14 protein-coding genes are annotated in these 18,462 nt (G+C 39.8%); 12 read left to right on the top strand and 2 right to left on the bottom strand.

The window, feature by feature from the left end; translation table 11 throughout:
- Positions 1–17 precede the first annotated feature (17 nt).
- The 6 genes from ACY2A0_RS13595 (at position 18) to ACY2A0_RS13570 (ending at position 8,919) form a co-directional block, all read left to right on the top strand.
- Positions 18–1,679 (top strand): glucoamylase family protein, encoded by a 1,662-nt coding sequence (locus ACY2A0_RS13595; protein WP_461790025.1) that lies wholly within the window; start codon positions 18–20, stop codon positions 1,677–1,679.
- 12 nt (positions 1,680–1,691) lie between these two features.
- Positions 1,692–3,017, top strand: a complete 1,326-nt coding sequence (locus ACY2A0_RS13590) for a glucoamylase family protein (RefSeq protein WP_461791576.1) — start codon at positions 1,692–1,694, stop codon at positions 3,015–3,017.
- Positions 3,018–3,023: 6 nt separating this feature from the next.
- Positions 3,024–4,766, top strand: coding sequence for a discoidin domain-containing protein (locus tag ACY2A0_RS13585; protein ID WP_461790023.1), 1,743 nt, complete (start codon positions 3,024–3,026; stop codon positions 4,764–4,766).
- A 123-nt stretch (positions 4,767–4,889) separates the two neighbouring features.
- A complete protein-coding gene (gene bglX, locus ACY2A0_RS13580) occupies positions 4,890–7,091 on the top strand; it encodes a beta-glucosidase BglX (RefSeq protein ID WP_461791575.1) in 2,202 nt (733 codons plus the stop codon).
- Positions 7,092–7,235: 144 nt separating this feature from the next.
- Complete coding sequence (locus tag ACY2A0_RS13575; RefSeq protein ID WP_461790021.1) at positions 7,236–8,012, top strand: carboxylesterase family protein; 777 nt, start codon at positions 7,236–7,238, stop codon at positions 8,010–8,012.
- Positions 8,013–8,460: 448 nt separating this feature from the next.
- On the top strand, positions 8,461–8,919 hold the full coding sequence (locus tag ACY2A0_RS13570) for a DUF1569 domain-containing protein (RefSeq protein WP_461790020.1): 459 nt from the start codon (positions 8,461–8,463) through the stop codon (positions 8,917–8,919).
- 334 nt (positions 8,920–9,253) lie between these two features.
- Here the strand turns inward: ACY2A0_RS13570 and ACY2A0_RS13565 are convergent, their stop codons facing one another.
- Positions 9,254–9,982, bottom strand: a complete 729-nt coding sequence (locus ACY2A0_RS13565) for a YebC/PmpR family DNA-binding transcriptional regulator (protein ID WP_461790019.1) — start codon at positions 9,980–9,982, stop codon at positions 9,254–9,256.
- A gap of 81 nt (positions 9,983–10,063) precedes the next feature.
- Positions 10,064–11,008: an NAD-dependent epimerase/dehydratase family protein gene (locus ACY2A0_RS13560; protein ID WP_461790018.1), complete on the bottom strand. Its 945-nt coding sequence runs from the start codon at positions 11,006–11,008 to the stop codon at positions 10,064–10,066.
- A gap of 845 nt (positions 11,009–11,853) precedes the next feature.
- On the opposite strand from ACY2A0_RS13560, the gene ACY2A0_RS13555 reads away from it, so the two are divergent.
- From ACY2A0_RS13555 to ACY2A0_RS13530, 6 genes are all read left to right on the top strand, one after another.
- Positions 11,854–12,438 (top strand): gluconate 2-dehydrogenase subunit 3 family protein, encoded by a 585-nt coding sequence (locus ACY2A0_RS13555; RefSeq protein WP_461790017.1) that lies wholly within the window; start codon positions 11,854–11,856, stop codon positions 12,436–12,438.
- A gap of 34 nt (positions 12,439–12,472) precedes the next feature.
- A complete protein-coding gene (locus ACY2A0_RS13550; protein ID WP_461790016.1) occupies positions 12,473–14,176 on the top strand; it encodes a GMC oxidoreductase in 1,704 nt (567 codons plus the stop codon).
- A gap of 78 nt (positions 14,177–14,254) precedes the next feature.
- Positions 14,255–15,409, top strand: a complete 1,155-nt coding sequence (locus tag ACY2A0_RS13545) for a Gfo/Idh/MocA family protein (protein WP_461790015.1) — start codon at positions 14,255–14,257, stop codon at positions 15,407–15,409.
- 14 nt (positions 15,410–15,423) lie between these two features.
- Positions 15,424–16,476: a sugar phosphate isomerase/epimerase family protein gene (locus ACY2A0_RS13540; protein WP_461790014.1), complete on the top strand. Its 1,053-nt coding sequence runs from the start codon at positions 15,424–15,426 to the stop codon at positions 16,474–16,476.
- Positions 16,477–16,522: 46 nt separating this feature from the next.
- Positions 16,523–16,921, top strand: a complete 399-nt coding sequence (locus tag ACY2A0_RS13535; RefSeq protein ID WP_461790013.1) for a c-type cytochrome — start codon at positions 16,523–16,525, stop codon at positions 16,919–16,921.
- Positions 16,922–17,010: 89 nt separating this feature from the next.
- Positions 17,011–18,459 carry a Gfo/Idh/MocA family protein gene (locus ACY2A0_RS13530; protein ID WP_461790012.1) on the top strand — a complete coding sequence of 483 codons (1,449 nt, stop codon included), beginning with the start codon at positions 17,011–17,013 and terminating at the stop codon, positions 18,457–18,459.
- Positions 18,460–18,462: the final 3 nt, after the last annotated feature.

Here is an 18,462-nt window from a genome sequence, read left to right as displayed (position 1 = left end):
TTTAAAAATTTAAAAGCATGAATAGGTTAAATTATTTATCAATTGCATTATTTATATTTTTCGTTAGTTCTTGTAAAAAAAACGAAACATCTACATCCCCCGATCCCGTTACTCCACCATCAACCTATTCATTTTCGGATCTAAAAGTAAACGACACTTTCAACGGATTTACCTATTACGGCGTAAATAACTCGCCAATAGTAAAAATAACATTCTCTACAGCAATCAATCCCAGCACCGTTAATTCAAATATTACGATGAATGATGGCAGCGGCGCATCGATTGCATTTGTTACCTCTTTTGAAAACAATAATAACACCCTTGTTATACAACCCCAATTACAACCTATTACAAAATACGTTTTAAATGTTGGTACGGGTTTACTAAATACAAAGGGCGAAAAATTACAGACTGGTATTACTGTTACTTTACTCACCGCAGTTAGCGACACGGATAAGTTTCCACGGATAGCTGATGAGGACTTGCTCACCTTAGTGCAACAACAAACATTTAAATACTTTTGGGACTTCGGGCACCCAACGAGTGGCATGGCCCGGGAAAGAAACACATCCGGAAACACAGTTACCTCTGGTGGCACTGGCTTTGGCGTAATGGCGATGATCGCTGGTATCCATCGTAACTTTATTACCAGAACAGATGGAATAGCTAGAATACAGCAGATAGTAAACTTTTTAAAAACTGCAGACCGTTACCACGGGGCATATGCTCACTGGCTAGACGGAAACACTGGGAAAACCATTGCTTTTAGTACTAAAGACAACGGTGGCGACTTAGTTGAAACTTCCTTTTTGATGGCAGGTTTACTTAGCGCCCGCCAATACTTCAACGGCACCACAGCTGCCGAAACTACCTTAAGAAACGACATCACTCAATTATATAACCAGGTAGAATGGAGTTGGTACCGCAACGGGACCAATTCGCTTTACTGGCATTGGAGTCCCAACTACAACTGGGATATGAACTTAAAGATCCAAGGATGGAATGAATGCTTAATCACTTATATCTTAGCGGCTTCCTCCCCTACCTACGCCATATCAAAGGCTGTTTATGACGAAGGTTTTGCCAAAAACGGCACGATGAAAAATGGCAATTCTTATTATGGTGTGCAATTACCATTAGGAAGTGCCGGCGGAGGACCTTTATTTTTTTCTCATTATTCGTTCCTTGGAATTAATCCTAACGGATTGACTGACACCTATGCTAACTATGAAACACAAAACAAAGCCCACGCAATGATTAACTACAATTATTGCGTGGCAAATCCGGCTAAAAACTATGGCTATGGTGCCAATTGTTGGGGATTAACCGCTAGCGATATCCCAGGAGGTTATACGGCCAGTTCGCCCACCAACGACAGAGGCGTAATCGCACCTACTGCTGCACTATCCTCATTCCCGTATACGCCAGAACAGTCAATGGCAGCATTAAAATTCTTCTATTATAAATTGGGAGATAAAATTTGGAAGGAGTATGGATTTGTAGATGCTTTTAATTTGAACGAACCTTGGTTTGCTACTTCTCACTTAGCAATTGACCAAGGACCAATCATTGTCATGATAGAAAATTATCGTAGCAAGCTGCTATGGAACTTACTTATGAGCGCACCTGAAATTAAAACAGGAATGACTAACCTCGGTTTTTCAAGCCCAAACTTATAACAACACACACAAATGAAAACTAAGTATTTATTAATTCCTTTCCTTGCCCTTTTTGGAAGCTGTTCAGTCAGTAAAAAAACTACAGGTATAAAATTAACAGATGATCAATTGCTTACAGAGGTCCAAAAACAAACCTATAAGTACTTTTACGAAGGTGCCGAGCCGATTTCCGGTTTAGCAAGAGAACGGTATCATGAGGATAATATTTATCCAGACAACGATAAAAACATCGTCGCTACTGGAGCAAGCGGCTTCGGTATAATGGGAACTTTAGTAGCCATGGAACGCCAATTCATTACCAAAGAGCAAGGATTTCAGCACCTGAAAAAAGGACTGGATTTTTTAGGGAAAGCGGACAGATTCCATGGTGCTTGGGCGCATTGGATGTTTCCGAACGGAAAGGCAAAACCATTTGGAAAGAATGATGATGCGGGCGATTTAGTAGAGACATCTTTCTTGGCTCAGGCTTTAATATGTGTAAGGCAATATTATGCCAACGGAAATGCAAGCGAGAAAGCATTAGCTCAAAAAGCGGATGAACTTTGGAAAGGTATAGATTGGAATTTCTACAGGAGAAATGACGAAAACGTTCTGTATTGGCACTGGTCGCCAACGGTAGCTTGGGAAATGAATTTTGCCATCACAGGTTATAACGAATGCTTAATTACCTACGTTTTAGCGGCCAGCTCTCCAACACACGGCGTTCCTGCAGAAGTATACCACCAAGGTTGGGCTAAGAATGGTGCAATTAATACTGATATTTCTCTTTATGGTCATCCAATAAAATTGAAACACAATGTAGTTGGCGAAAGTATAGGCCCGCTTTTTTGGGCACATTATTCATACTTGGGGTTAAATCCGAAGGGGTTAAAGGATAAATATGCTGACTATTGGCAAGAAAATAGGAATCAAACGTTAATCAATTATGATTATGCAATTGCCAACCCAAAAAAGTATAAAGGCTATGGAAAAGCCTCTTGGGGCTTAACCGCTAGTTACTCCGTAAAAGGCTATGCCGCACATATGCCAGATGAAGATTTCGGCGTAATAACTCCCACCGCAGCCCTTTCGTCTTATCCATATGCACCAAAGCAAAGTATGCAGGTAATCAGAAATCTATACGAAAACATGAAGGATAAAGTGTGGGGAGAATTTGGATTTTATGATGCTTATAGTGAAACAGCAGACTGGTATCCAAAACGGTATCTAGGCATTGACCAAGGTCCAATTGTAGTGATGATTGAAAACGGTCGAAGTGGCTTAATTTGGAATCTATTTATGAGCGCTCCAGAAATTCAGCAAGGGTTAACAAAACTAGGTTTCACGTATTCAAAATAGATTTTAATGAAGATAATTATTATAAAATTAGCTTTCATTTTTACCACACTAAGCTGCTTTGGACAAGCTAAAACCTATTGTAATCCGGTGAATCTAGATTACGGATATACACCGTTCCCTGAATTCGCAGCTTGGGGTAAACATCGTGCCACTGCCGACCCTGTTATTGTGAACTATAAAGGTGACTTTCTTCTGTTTAGCACTAACCAATGGGGATATTGGGAAAGTTCAGATATGCTAAATTGGAAATTCCATGAGAGAAAGTTTTTACGCCCTTGGAACAATGTGTTAGATGAACTGTGTGCACCAGGTGTTGGGATTATTGGCGATACCGTAGTGGTGTTTGGCAGTACATACTCAAAAAACTTTACGCTCTGGGGAAGCACGGATCCGAAAAACAACAAATGGTTTCCCCTTGTTGATTCCTTGGATATTGGCGGCTGGGACCCAGCCTTTTTTACAGACGATGACGGCAGATTTTATATGTACAATGGAAGCAGTAATAAATATCCAGTTTACGGTGTAGAACTAGATAGAAAAACCTTTAAACCAAAAAGTTCCCGTGTTCCTATGTATGTATTAGAAGATTGGCGCTACGGATGGCAACGATTTGGCGAGCATATGGACAACACTTTCCTGGATCCGTTTATTGAAGGAGCATGGATGACCAAGCATAACGGAAAATACTATTTTCAATATGGAGCGCCCGGAACGGAGTTTAGTGGCTATGCAGATGGCGTGGTGGTTGGCGACAGGCCATTGTTCGAAAACTTTCCAACCGTTCCACAATCAGATCCACTAAGTTTTAAACCCGGCGGATTTAGTAGAGGGGCAGGCCACGGAGCCACCTTTCAAGACAATAATGCTAATTATTGGCATGTTTCTACCAGTATAGTTTGTGTAAAAAGCACTTGGGAAAGAAGAATAGGAATTTGGCCAGCAGGTTTTGATAACGATGACGCAATGTGGTGCAATACTGCATTTGGTGATTACCCACTTTATCTTCCGTCTGAACGTAAACCTAATGGCCCTGCGGGTCCGGGATGGATGCTCATCAATTATAAAACGCCTGTCACTGTTTCTTCTACTTTAGGCAACTTTAATGCAAATAACGCAGTCGACGAAAATATCAAAACTTACTGGAGTGCAAAAACTGCTAACAGCGGAGAATGGATACAGACAGATTTAGGTCAAATCTCTACCGTGAATGCCGTGCAACTTAACTACGCTGATCAGGATGTAGAATTTTTAGGAAAGCGGACAAATATATTTCATCAGTACCAATTGCTATATTCAATCGATGGAAAAAAATGGACAATCCTCGCTGATAAAAGTAACAATAAAACTGATGTTCCACATGATTACATTGAACTTTCCCAACCAGTTCAAGCCAGATTTTTGAAGTTGGTTAATATCCACATGCCAACAGGAAAATTTGCTATCAGCGGATTTAGGGTATTCGGTAACGGTAATGGCGCCGTCCCAAGTAAGGTAAATGAACTTATAATATTGAGAACCGAAAAAGACAAGCGGAGTGCCTACATCAAATGGTCCCCAGTTGATAATGCATTTGCATACAATTTATACTATGGAACTTCGCCAAACAAACTCTACAACTGCATCATGATTCATGATTTTAATGAATACTGGTTTAAAGCTATGGATAGTGAAAAAACCTATTATTTCTCGATAGAAGCCATAAATCAAAATGGAGTATCTCAAAAAAGTGAGATAAAAAAAATTGACTAACAGATTAGAACGAATTATAATATAACCAAAATGAATAAATTCAAGTGTTTTTTAGCATTAATAGTAATAAGTAATTTCTACGCGATAGCTCAAAAAAAAACGCAAATTACTGAAAAACAAAAAATGGATACTTTCATCAGTGGTCTAATGTCAAAGATGACTATTGATGAAAAGATTGGTCAGCTTAACTTAGTAACTGGTGGCGAGGCTACAACGGGCGCTGCTGTAAGCACCGGTGTAGAATCGAAAATTGCCAAAGGAAATGTTGGTGGAATTTTTAGTTTAACTACACCACAAAAAATTAGAAAAGCTCAGGAAATCGCTATGCGCAGCCGTCTAAAAATACCATTGATTTTTGGGCAAGATGTGATACACGGTTACAAAACTACATTCCCTATACCATTAGCGTTAGCTGCAAGTTGGGATTTACCCATGATCCAAAAAACAGCAAGAGTAGCGGCTACTGAAGCAACTGCCGACGGTCTAAACTGGACTTTTTCTCCTATGGTTGACTTAGCACGGGATCCACGTTGGGGGCGTGCAGCTGAAGGAAGTGGCGAGGATCCTTATTTAGGATCCGAAATTGCCAAAGTGATGGTTAAAGGTTATCAAGGAAACGACCTGAAAGCTGTAAATACCATGATGGCTTGCGTAAAACACTTAGCACTTTATGGCGCAGCCGAAGCTGGTAGAGACTACAATACTACCGACATGAGTTTTGACAGGATGTACAATGAATATCTGCCACCATATAAAGCTGCTATCGATGCGGGCGCTGGTAGTGTAATGGTTTCGTTCAATGATATCAACGGTGTTCCGGCTACGGCCAACAAGTGGCTTCTAACCGATTTACTGCGTAAAGAGTGGGGATTCAAAGGATTTGTAGCGTCTGATTACACTGGTGTAAGCGAGTTAATGGCACATGGTTTAGGAGATCTGAAAACTGTATCAGGCTTGGCTTTAAAAGCTGGCACCGATATGGATATGGTGAGTGAAGGCTTTCTTACTACCTTGAAGCAGAACTTGAATGAAGGGAAAGTTACAATTGCCCAAATCAACATGGCTTGCCGACTAATTTTAGAAGCAAAATATAAATTAGGTTTGTTTGATGATCCATTCAAGTATTGTAATGAAGAGCGTGCAGCAAAAGAAATTCTAAACGCTGAGAATTTAAGATTCGCTCGTGAAGCTGCTACAAAAACCTTCGTGTTGCTAAAAAACGATAAACAAACTTTACCACTACAGCGCAAAGGCACTATCGCTTTAGTTGGACCGTTAGCAAATACTGCATCTAATATGCCTGGCACTTGGAGCGTAAATGCAGATATGTCAAAAGTTCCAACATTACTACAAGGCTTAACCGAAGTAGCTGGCAATAATGTTAAAATCACCTATGCCTTAGGCTCCAACCTAATCGGCGATCCTAACCAACAGATTTGGGGTACCGCTCACGGCCGCGACATTCCTCGTGATAACCGACCTGAAAGCGAAATTATAGCGGAAGCGGTAAAAGTAGCTGAAAAAGCCGACGTTATAGTGGCGGCTTTGGGCGAAGCTTCCGAAATGAGTGGTGAAAGCTCCAGCCGTACTGACATCGGCATTCCTGATACACAACGACGTTTGTTAGCAGCGTTATTGCAAACTGGCAAACCGGTAGTTTTGGTATTGTTTGCTGGCCGTCCTATGACTTTAACCTGGGAGCAACAAAATGTTCCTGCTATCCTGAATGTTTGGTTTGGTGGTGTTGAAGCGGCTAGAGCTATCGGAGATGTATTGTTTGGCGATGTAAATCCTTCAGGGAAAATTACTATGACTTTTCCTCAAAACGTTGGGCAAATTCCTTTATACTATGCCCATAAAAACACTGGCCGGCCACTTGGCGACAAGAAATGGTTTACCAGATTTTGGTCTAATTACTTAGATGTAAGTAACGATCCTCTATATCCTTTTGGCTACGGGCTAAGCTACACTACATTTACCTACGGCGATATAAAACTTAGCGGTAATACGCTAAAGCCAGGACAGCAAATTAGTGTAAGCACCACTGTTTCCAATAGTGGTAAATATGCCGGTGAAGAAGTAGTGCAACTTTACATTAGAGATTTAGTAGGTACAAGTACCAGACCTGTAAAAGAGTTGAAAGGCTTTCAAAAAATCAGCTTAAAACCTGGTGAATCAAAAAACGTTACTTTTCAAATTAGTGAAGAAATGTTGAGGTTTTACAACAGTCAATTGAAATATGTTTCTGAGCCGGGAGACTTCAAAGCGTTTATTGGCACTAATTCAAGTGACGTAAAAGAAGTTGATTTTAAATTGATGAAGTAGACCATCACATAATTTGATAGCACTTCTCATAGTCTAGACGAAATTTGCTACCATTTTTAAAGACTTACGAAGTTTTTGAAACTCGTAAGTCTTTTTTTATATTTCGTTGTTGCAAATAGGCAGAAAAAGCAATTTCAAACAATTATGAAAACTATAAAAGTATTCCTAATCATCACCCTAGTCAGTTTTAGCGCTTTCGCACAGGACTTTTCGTTATACAAAAAAGAAGTTCTCGTTACCAACGGAGATACGCTAAGATATCGCATCCTTTATCCGAAGAATTTCGATGCCGCAAAAAAATATCCAGTGGTACTATTTTTACACGGCCGTGGGGAGAGCGGTAACGACAATCAGAAACAGTTGACACATGGGGCAAAAATGTTCCTTGACGAAAACTTTAGAAACCAAAATGAGATAATTACGATTTTTCCGCAATGTTCAGAAGAAAGCTATTGGGCAAATGTTGAAATTGAGTCAGTTCAAAATAAACGCTTTTTCACTTTTGTAAAGGGCGGAAAGCCAACAGAAGCAATGTCACTGTTATTGTCATTTACAGATAAGTATTTCAAAAATAGCTTTGTTGATCCTACGAAAATTTACGTGGGCGGCCTATCAATGGGCGGCATGGGCACCTTCGAAATTTTAAGAAGAAAACCGAACACCTTTGCTGCTGCCTTTGCCATCTGCGGTGGAGACAACGTAGAGAATGTAAAGAAATATAAAAATGTACCGCTTTGGATTTTTCATGGTGGGTTGGATGACGTGGTAACGCCACAATTTTCTTACAACATATATCGCGAATTAAAAAAACTGGGACACGAGCCTAAATTTACCGTTTATTTAAAAGCGAACCATAACAGTTGGGACAGTGCGTTTGCAGAGCCGGAATTATTTCCTTGGTTATTTTCGCACCATAAATAATCTTATCTTTAACGTGAGTTAGGGATACGAGAATTATGTTATTTGCTAGCGATAGCACCTCAAATCTTCGTTCAGCTAATTTTCGGTCTTTTATTTTTTAACAAGTTTTATTTTGTTTTAATGGTGTTAAAGAGCGCTTTGCGGTATTCGGGATGCACTAGTAAGCCAAAGCACTTTCTTTTAAAGAAACCTGCGAAGCAAGCATGAAAACAATTGAAAATAAAATTACGCTGAATAAATAAGCAACCGAGAGTTTTTGTTACTTTTTGCGATCAAACCTGAGCATAGCGAAAGCTTGAATACCAAAAAAATAAACAAATCATGAAAAAAGTAAGAGCCTAGCGGCGAGCTAAAAAAAAAGTTTAGTGCGGAGTTGTAAAAGTAAACCCGACTCATGTTATCTTCAATTAATTTTGGCGTAATGATATGCACATTAAATTGTTAAAATATGGATTTACCTAACATTTTTACCAAAACTGTAGCAGAGGCAGTTATTGAAAGAATTAACCAACTATCCGCTAACTCACAACCTTTATGGGGTACCATGAACGCAGCCCAAATGCTTGCTCATTGTTGCGTAACATACGAAATGGTTTATACGGATAAACATCCGAAGCCAAGCTTCGGGATGGGTTTGATACTCAAATGGTTTGTTAAGCAACAAGTGGTTACTGATAAACCTTTCCCAAAAAGTTCGAAGACTGCGCCTGCTTTTTTGATTACAGAGCAGAAAGAATTTGAAGCAGAAAAAATAAGGTTGATTGATTACATTAAACAAACGCAAGTTTTAGGAGCTTCAGCTTTTGATGGCAAAGTTTCACACTCTTTCGGTGCGCTTGACGCTAACGAATGGAACAACATGTTCTACAAACATTTGGATCATCATTTGAAGCAGTTTGGTGTTTAACAGCCTGAAACACAGGCCTGGCTAACACTCAAAAATATTACTAACCCCGTAGCGCTTTTAGCCTGCGGGTTTTTATTTTCTAAGACGACCTTTGTAAACGAGAGTCGGGTTAAATGCTTTTACAGCTCTTGAAAAATTTACGTCAACCCAAGTTCGATTATCATTTATCTGAATTACAATAATATACCATATTTCTAGCTAACTGATACTGATCCCGAACATTATCAGTTTGAAAGCTAATTAGCTGCACAGGAGGTATTGCTCTTAAAAAGATCGACACAAAAAAAGCCCGAAGAAACCTTCAAGCTTTTTTTAAGTTTGTCTTATTCAAATTCTATTCAGCCATGTTATGATAAACCGCTTGAACGTCGTCGTCCTCTTCCAATTTATCAATTAACTTCATTACGTCCACAGCCTGTTCTTCTGTAACTTCATGATGTGATAATGCAATACGTTCCAATTTGGAGCTCTTCAACTCAATGCCTTTCTCCTCAATTGCCTTCTGCAAGCGACCAAAATCTTCGAAAGCTCCCTGCGCAACAACAATATCATTTCCTTCTTCATCAGCTTCAACGTAAAGTTCTTCTAAACCTGCGTCAATTAGTTCAAACTCTAACTCTTCCAAATCTAAATCGTCGGTAGGCGCAAACCTAAAAATTGATTTGCGGCTGAAAACGAAATCTAAAGAACCGGTTTTACCTAAAGAGCCGTTGGTTTTATTGAAATAACTGCGCACATTAGCAACTGTTCTGTTAGTATTATCTGTAGCAGTTTCAATCAACACGGCTACGCCATGCGGGGCGTAGCCTTCGTAAACAATTTCCTCATAGTTGGCCATTGATTTGTCCGAAGCACGTTTAATTGCTGCGTCCACTCTGTCCTTTGGCATATTTACAGCCTTAGCATTTTGTATAGCTGTACGTAAACGAGAGTTAGTTTCTGGATGAGGACCACCATCTTTAACGGCAATTACAATATCTTTACCGATACGGGTAAATTGTACCGCCATTTTGGCCCAACGCTTAAATTTTCTTTCTTTTCTAAATTCGAATGCTCTTCCCATTGTTGTAGTATTTAGTAGTGAGTATTTAGCATTTAGACGAAGGTCGAACCTAAGACCTAAATCCTTATACCTGATACTTTTTTATTTCTTTAAATTCATTAACATGTCTGCCGTCATTTTAGCCAAATCAAAATCTGGTTTCCAGCCCCATTCCTTATTGGCATAACTGTCATCAATAGATTTCGGCCAGCTGTCGGCAATTTCTTGCCTAGGGTCATTTTCCGAGTAATTTAGTTTAAAATCGGGAATGTGTTTTTTAATTTCCGCAGCTAAAATTTCTGGAGTAAAACTTACCCCTGCAAAATTATAGCTCGATCTAATTGTAAGTTTTTCTGCCGGCGCATCCATCAATTGTATCGTTCCCCTAATTGCGTCGTCCATGTACATCATAGGCAGCTCTGTTTCTGCCGATAAAAATGAAGAATAACTTCCCTTTTTAAGTGCTTCATGAAAAATATGAACGGCATAATCTGTGGTACCGCCACCAGGTGCCGCTTTCCAGCTAATCAATCCTGGATATCTGATACTTCTTACATCTAAGCCATATTTTTGATGGTAATATTCGCACCAACGTTCACCTGCGAGTTTACTTATGCCATAAACCGTATTTGGATCCATCGTACAAAATTGCGGGGTATTAACTTTTGGAGAATTAGGCCCAAAAACAGCAATAGAACTTGGCCAATAAACTTTGGCAGTTTTATAAACCAACGCTAAATCTAGTACATTCAACAGGCCGTTCATGTTTAAATCCCAAGCCAGTTTCGGATTTTGCTCGCCAGTTGCAGAGAGTAAAGCAGCGAGCAAGTATACTTGAGTTGGCTTATACTTTTCAAAAACGGCTTTTAAAATATCTTTATCTAAAACGTTTACAAATTCAAAAGGACCGGCATTTTTAATTTCGTAATCTGGTCGGCGGATATCACAAGCGATTACATTATCGCTTCCGTAACCCTCCCTTAAAGCGGTTACTAGTTCGGTGCCTATTTGTCCGTTTGAACCTAAAACAAGTATCTTATCACTCATGTGTAAATCGAAATTTGACAAAGGTAAAAAAACGAATGCAATCTAGAAATTCCTGCAAATTTATATCAGACAGTTAAAATTGATTTCACCGTAACGTTGAAAGGAACTTAATTCTTATAGACTTACGTTGAATAAATTAACCAGATAGAGCACCATACTGAGCAATCGAAAAAGATTAGACCCCAGCTTTCTTCTTTTAACAGCAAATGACGTGCAAGTTATACCAATTTGACAAACCGGAAGAAGTTGTAGTGGCGATGGATTAGCTTATTTATCGATGCTCAGAAGTGCGCCATCATTTACTCACTACGACCACTTACTATACAAGTGAGTACGATAATACCTCAAGTTAAAATATAAATCACATCAAAGCTAAGTCCTAAAAAACTTAAAAAAAATCGAAATTTCAATATAACTAAATGTAATTCAAAATCTTACATAGATTACCAAGAAAGAATCGGAAATAATTAAATAACCACCAACAGATAACGAAAGACATAATCGCACCAAACGAAACATAATGAAATAAAAAAATATTTCGAATAGTTATATTTGAATTTAAAAATAGCTAATTTTAGTTTTTTGATATTTAGCAACTAGGTCAAGTTTGAATAATGGGAGATTTTTTTAATCGCAGACATTCTCTGTAAATTGAACTGATTTTATAGCTAGAAAACTTAAGCAAAATCGATGAGTGAGTCGTTAGCTAGGTGTTAAAATCATTAATTAAAAAAATATTGTACCAAGTTTGTAACACACATTGATAAGTAATTTTTAATTGTTATTATTACGTTAAATTACATCGTGTAAAAATAACACTTACAAAACCAATATAAACCAAAAATATGGACAGAAGAGAAGCACTGAGAAGTGTAGCAATACTTTTGGGAACGGCGATATCGGCTAGCACTACCGATATGTTGTTCAGCAGCTACACGATACCGGAAGGTGAAAAAAATGCTGTTACTTTTACGGCAGAACAACTTAAAACGTTAACCGAAATTGCAGATGTAATTATCCCTACCACTAAGTCATCAGCAGGTGCTAAAGCTGCAGGTGTAGGAAAATTCATTCCTATGATGATCAACGATTGTTACACCGCTAAACAACAACAATCTTTCTACAACGGCTTGAATGCATTTGAAGCTCGTGCTAAAAAAACTTACAAGAAGAGTTTTGCACTGATCCCACTAGCTGAACGTAAGAAAATGCTAACAGTACTTAGACAAGAAACCTTAGATCAGAAGTCGAATAAGGTTCCTGAAATGGTAGATATCACTTATTTTTTCACAGTAGTGCGTGATCTCACCTCATTAGGCTATTTCTCCTCGGAAATTGGTTGTACCAAAGCCCGCGAATATGTAGCAATTCCGGGAAGCTATGATGGCGCTTATCCGTTAAAACCAGGCCAGAAATCTTGGGCTACCTAAAAATACATCTACCATATATAAAAACCGAAATAAAATGAACTTAAACATAAACCTAAAAGCCGAAAATACTTACGATGCTATCGTAGTAGGTTCGGGCATAAGTGGTGGTTGGGCTGCCAAAGAACTCACAGAAAAGGGCTTAAAAGTACTGATGTTAGAAAGAGGGATGAACATTGAGCACATCAAAGATTATGATGGGGCCATGAAAAACCCTTGGGACATCAAACACGCAGGCAGGTTAACCGAAGAAATGAAGCGTACCCACCCTGTTCAAAAGCGTGATTATCCGTACAATGAAGTAACCGAAAAATGGTGGGTAAACGACTTGGAGTGCCCTTACACGGAGGTAAAACGATTTGACTGGTATCGTGGCTTCCATGTTGGTGGAAAATCCTTAATGTGGGGACGTCAGAGCTATCGTTTTGGCGACTTAAACTTTGAAGAGAACGCAAAAGATGGCTACGGAAGCGACTGGCCAATTAGATATAAAGATATATCGCCATGGTACGATTATGTGGAGAAATTTGCTGGAATCAGTGGCCAAAATGAGGGCCTGCAAGAGGTTTTACCAGATGGACATTTCCTGCCCCCTATGGATTTGAACATCGTTGAAAAATCTGTAAAAGAAAGCATCAAGCAAAAATGGGGAAATGAAAGATTGTTGACCATCGGTAGGGTTGCGAACTTAACTGTTCCACACAATGGTAGAGGCAACTGCCAATACCGCAACTTGTGTAGCCGTGGCTGTCCTTTCGGAGCATATTTCAGCACCCAGTCTTCTACCCTACCAGCGGCAGTTGAAACTGGAAATCTTACCTTAAGACCATACTCTATTGTAAACCACATTATTTACGATAAGGACACTAAAAAAGCGAAAGGCGTAGCAGTAATTGACGCGTTAACGAATAAGACAATGGAGTTTTATGCGAAAATTGTTTTCGTAAATGGTTCTACATTAGGAACTACTTTCATTCTATTGAACTCTACTTCTGAAGCTCATCCAAACGGTTTAGGTAATGGCAGCGGACAACTTGGCCACAATTTAATGGATCACCATTTCCGTTGTGGAGCCGATGGTGATTTTGATGGCTTCGAAAAATATTACACCTATGGTCGTAGAGCTAACGGGATTTACGTTCCTCGCTTTAGAAATGTTGGCAAAGATAAACGCGACTACTTGAGAGGTTTTGGCTACCAAGGTGGTGCATCGAGACAAAATTGGCAAAAAGATGTGGCCGAATTAGCTTTCGGTGCGGAGTTTAAACAAAAGATGACTACTCCTGGAGCTTGGCGCATGGGGATGGGTGGCTTCGGCGAAATGCTACCTTACTACGAAAATCGAGTTTACATTGATCAAACCAAAAAAGATAAATGGGGACAACCGGTGCTAGCTATTGACTGCGAGTACAAGGATAATGAGAAAAAGATGCGTCAGGATATGATGAACGACGCTGCCGAAATGTTAGAAGCTGCCGGTGCAAAAAACATCAGAACTTACGACAATGGCTGTTATCCAGGTATGGCAATCCACGAAATGGGTACAGCAAGGATGGGCAAAGATCCTAAAACTTCGGTACTTAACGAATGGAACCAAATGCATGAAGTGAAAAATGTTTTTGTTACTGATGGTGCTTGTATGCCTTCAATTGGCTGCCAAAACCCTTCGTTAACATTTATGGCATTAACAGCTCGTGCCGCAGACCACGCCGTAAACGAATTAAAAAAAGGTAACCTTTAAGTCTTACGTGGTAGGTAATAAGTTCTAGGTTTTACTAGTGACGTAAAACTTAAAACTTATTACCTACAACCTTCAAATATGAAACAAAAAATAAGAATGGGGATGGTTGGCGGTGGTAAAAATGCCTTTATTGGTGCTGTACACCGCATCGCCGCTAATATTGACGGATTAATCGAGTTCTGCTGTGGTGCATTGAGTTCAAATCCTGACAATGCAAAAATCTCCGGAAAGGAACTTTTTCTCCCAGAAGACCGTGTGTACACCTCATATAAGCAAATGTTTGAGGCCGAAAGCAAGCTACCAGCAGAGGTAAGAATGCAATTTGTTAGCATAGTTACACCAAACCATTTACACTTTGAGCCGGCAATGATGGCCTTAGAAAATGGTTTTAACGTTCTGATAGATAAACCCATAACATTCACCTTGGCTGAAGCGAAAGCATTGCAACAAAAAGTGGAGGAAACGGGTTTAACTTTAGCACTAACCCACACCTACTCGGCCTATCCTATGGTGAAACAAGCTAAAGCAATGGTAAAAGAAGGTGTTTTCGGAAAGATAAGGAAGGTATGTGTTAACTATCCGCAAGGATGGCTGAGTAACGCCACTGGTGATGATAACAAGCAAGCCGCTTGGCGTACAGACCCTTCCAGAAGCGGCATCAGCGGCTGCATGGGTGATATTGGAACACATGCTGCACAACTGGCGGAATATATCACAGGACTGCAGATTTCAAAAATTTGTGCCGATTTAAACATTGTTGTGAATGGCAGAGCTATAGACGACGATGGCAATGTGCTTCTAAAATTTGATAATGGAGCCAACGGTTTGCTAATGGCTAGTCAAATTGCCGCAGGCGAAGAAAATGCTTTGCGTATTAACGTGTATGGCGAAAAAGGCAGTTTAGAATGGCATCAAATGGAGCCAAACACTTTGTTGGTGAAATGGCTAGATCAACCAGCACAAATTTACCGAGCGGGAAATGGCTACTTATCGGCGGCAGCAAGCCATAACAGCAGAACACCTTCTGGTCACCCTGAGGGATATTTGGAAGCTTTCGCAAATATTTACAGAAACTTTGCACTTACATTAAGCGCAAAGCTAAATGGTGAAACGCCTACGGCTGAAATGTTAGATTTTCCTACCGCAAAAGATGGCGTAAGGGGAATGGCATTTATAGAAAATGTAGTAGCTTCAAGTAAGTCTACTCAAAAATGGCTTGATTTTACAGTTTAAAACATCGAAAACTAATGACAACAATAAAGGGACCTGCAGTATTTTTAGCTCAATTCATCAGCGACGAAGCGCCGTTCAACTCTTTAGATAATATTTGTAGGTGGGCAGCTGATTTAGGATTTAAAGGCATACAAATGCCGACGTTGGACAGCAGATTTATTGATTTAAAGCTGGCTGCTGAAAGTAAGACCTACGCCGATGAGCTTACTGGCAAAGTAGCTGCTCACGGTTTAAAAATCACAGAATTATCTACTCACTTACAAGGTCAATTAGTGGCGGTACATCCTGCTTACAACGAACTTTTTGATGCATTTGCAGCTCCTGAAGTAAAAAACAATCCTAAAGCACGTACCGAGTGGGCTATTCAACAGTTAAAATATGCTGCTAAAGCTTCTCAAAACCTTGGTTTAAATGCACATGCTACTTTCAGTGGCTCCCTGCTATGGCAATTTTTCCATCCTTGGCCTCAACGTCCAGATGGTTTGGTTGATGAAGCTTTCACAGAACTTGCAAAACGATGGTTGCCTATTTTAAATGAATTCGAACAATGTGGCGTAGATGTGTGCTATGAAATTCATCCAGGTGAAGATTTATTTGATGGCATTACCTACGAAATGTTTCTTGACAAAGTAAATCAGCATCCTAGAGCATGCTTATTGTACGATCCATCGCATTTTGTACTGCAACAATTGGATTATATTCAATACATTGATTTATATCACGAACGTATCAAGGCTTTCCATGTAAAAGATTCGGAATTTAATCCAACTGGCAGACAAGGCACCTTTGGTGGCTATCAAAGTTGGGCAAACCGTGCCGGGCGATATCGTTCTCCTGGAGACGGGCAAGTAGACTTTAAAACCATTTTTAGCAAATTAGCACAATACGATTACAAAGGTTGGGCCGTTATGGAATGGGAGTGCTGCATTAAAAATCAACAGGATGGCGCTAGAGAAGGTGCCGAATTCATTAAAAAGCATATCATTAATGTAACGGATAAAGCTTTTGATGATTTTGCCGCAGCTGGAAGTGATGCAGATTTTAACAAAAAAATATTAGGCTTATAGCTAGATCATACTTTTTACTTTACATTATCTCAAATATAATACACACATGAAACGAACTTTTTTAATCCTTGGAATTACATCGGTTTTTGTAGCTACTTTGTCAGCGTTTAAACCTGAGCCAAAAGCGGAACCAGCAGTGAATATTACTACTTCTGCCCTACCTAAAATTGCTAGTACAACCATCCAAATGAGCGGCGGCGAGTTGTTGATCAACAAGTCAGATTGTATCGGCTGTCATCACAAAGTGAATAAATTAATTGGCCCATCCTATACTGATGTAGCTAAGAAATATCCTAGCAACGAAAAAAACATTGCTTACTTGGCAGATAAAATCATCAAAGGTGGTTCGGGCGTATGGGGCAAAATCCCTATGACACCGCATCCTAAAGTGTCTGAAAATGATGCAAAACTGATGGCAAAATATATCCTTTCATTAAAGAAATAACACCCTCCTCTATCTCTCCTGAGGAGCAGGGTTGCGCTGTGCATCTCCTACTTTTCGGGAAGGTAAAGACGGGCTTCTAAACCAAACATATGAACCAAGATAACAACCAAAGCAGACGTAACTTCCTAAAAATGGGAGCTGTTGCTGCAACAGCATTCACTATTGTTCCACGCCACGTATTAGGTGGTAAAGGTTATTTGGCACCTAGCGACAGGCTAATTGTTGCTGGTGTGGGTGTTGGTGGAAAAGGCGATAGCGATTTGCGACTAATTCACGAAAGTGGAAAGGCTGAAATTGCCTACCTATGTGATGTTGATACGCGACGAGCAGCCAACAGTGTAAAACGTTTCCCTAAAGCCAAATTTTATAAAGATTGGCGAGAGATGTACGACAAAGAGCATAAGAACTTTGATGCAGTAACTGTTTCTACTCCCGATCATAACCATGCTATACAAGCATTGGCGGCAATGCAACTGCGCAAACACGTTTACGTACAAAAACCGCTAACTCACGATATTTACGAAGCAAGAATACTTACTGCGGCGGCAAAAAAATACAAGGTAGTTACTCAAATGGGTAACCAAGGCGCTAGTAATGATGGCCCTCGTTTATTGAAAGAATGGTACGATGCTGGTTTAATTGGCGATGTACATACCATTTACGCTTGGACCGACAGACCGGTGTGGCCACAGGGTATTCCGTGGTCAAAAAATAAAGCTGAAGTTCCAAAGGAGCTAGATTGGGATTTGTGGTTAGGTACTGCACCAGCTAAGGATTACGTTGAAAAATTGGTTCCGTTTAACTGGCGTGGCTGGTGGGATTACGGCACTGGTGCTTTGGGTGATATGGGCTGCCACTTACTAGAAGCTCCTTTTAGCGTGCTTGATTTGAAATATGCTACAGAAGTGGAAGCAAGTGTTGGTTCAGTGTATGTAGATGAGTTTAAACGTGGTTATTTCCCAGAAAGCTGCCCTCCTTCAAGTCATGTGACGCTTAAATTCCCTAAAACAAATAAAACGCAGGGCGAAGTTACAGTACATTGGATGGACGGTGGTATCCAACCTACCAGACCAGAAGAACTAGGTGCAGATGAGGTATTTGGTGATGGTGGAAATGGTACCTTATTTATCGGTACTAAAGGTAAAATGATGGCCAACACTTATGGTGATAAAGCAAGGTTATTGCCATTATCAAGAAATGAAAACTTAAACGTAGCACAAAAACTTGCTCGTGTACCTGGACAGGCCAATGGACACTACGGACAATGGGTTGAAGGTTGTATTGCCGGATATGGCAAAAAAGAATTAAGTTCTCCTTTTGAAATTGCTGGCCCGTTAACAGAGTGTTTACTAATGGCTAACTTAGCGATTAGAGCGGCTGACGTGCAAAAAATTAACGATAAAGGAAAGGTAACTTACCCTGGTAGATACAGAAAACTACTGTGGGATAATGATCAAATGAAAGTAACTAACTTCGATGATGTGAATCAATTTGTAAAAAGAGATTACCGCGAAGGCTGGAAACTAGGGGAGAAATAAACA

It is taken from the genome of Pedobacter sp. (assembly GCF_965249885.1).
Lineage (GTDB): Bacteria > Bacteroidota > Bacteroidia > Sphingobacteriales > Sphingobacteriaceae > Pedobacter.
This window is presented reverse-complemented; position numbering and strand designations above follow the sequence as displayed.

Bases quoted from the DNA above. Each gene is read 5' to 3' on its own strand.
- ACY2A0_RS13575 (WP_461790021.1), top strand. From the start codon at position 7,236: ATGAAAACTATAAAAGTATTCCTAATCATCACCCTAGTCAGTTTTAGC.
- ACY2A0_RS13555 (WP_461790017.1), top strand. From the start codon at position 11,854: ATGGACAGAAGAGAAGCACTGAGAAGTGTAGCAATACTTTTGGGAACG.
- ACY2A0_RS13585 (WP_461790023.1), top strand. From the start codon at position 3,024: ATGAAGATAATTATTATAAAATTAGCTTTCATTTTTACCACACTAAGC.
- ACY2A0_RS13595 (WP_461790025.1), top strand. From the start codon at position 18: ATGAATAGGTTAAATTATTTATCAATTGCATTATTTATATTTTTCGTT.
- bglX (WP_461791575.1), top strand. From the start codon at position 4,890: ATGGATACTTTCATCAGTGGTCTAATGTCAAAGATGACTATTGATGAA.
- ACY2A0_RS13535 (WP_461790013.1), top strand. From the start codon at position 16,523: ATGAAACGAACTTTTTTAATCCTTGGAATTACATCGGTTTTTGTAGCT.
- ACY2A0_RS13570 (WP_461790020.1), top strand. From the start codon at position 8,461: ATGGATTTACCTAACATTTTTACCAAAACTGTAGCAGAGGCAGTTATT.
- ACY2A0_RS13545 (WP_461790015.1), top strand. From the start codon at position 14,255: ATGAAACAAAAAATAAGAATGGGGATGGTTGGCGGTGGTAAAAATGCC.
- ACY2A0_RS13530 (WP_461790012.1), top strand. From the start codon at position 17,011: ATGAACCAAGATAACAACCAAAGCAGACGTAACTTCCTAAAAATGGGA.
- ACY2A0_RS13550 (WP_461790016.1), top strand. From the start codon at position 12,473: ATGAACTTAAACATAAACCTAAAAGCCGAAAATACTTACGATGCTATC.
- ACY2A0_RS13565 (WP_461790019.1), bottom strand. From the start codon at position 9,982: ATGGGAAGAGCATTCGAATTTAGAAAAGAAAGAAAATTTAAGCGTTGG.
- ACY2A0_RS13560 (WP_461790018.1), bottom strand. From the start codon at position 11,008: ATGAGTGATAAGATACTTGTTTTAGGTTCAAACGGACAAATAGGCACC.
- ACY2A0_RS13590 (WP_461791576.1), top strand. From the start codon at position 1,692: ATGAAAACTAAGTATTTATTAATTCCTTTCCTTGCCCTTTTTGGAAGC.
- ACY2A0_RS13540 (WP_461790014.1), top strand. From the start codon at position 15,424: ATGACAACAATAAAGGGACCTGCAGTATTTTTAGCTCAATTCATCAGC.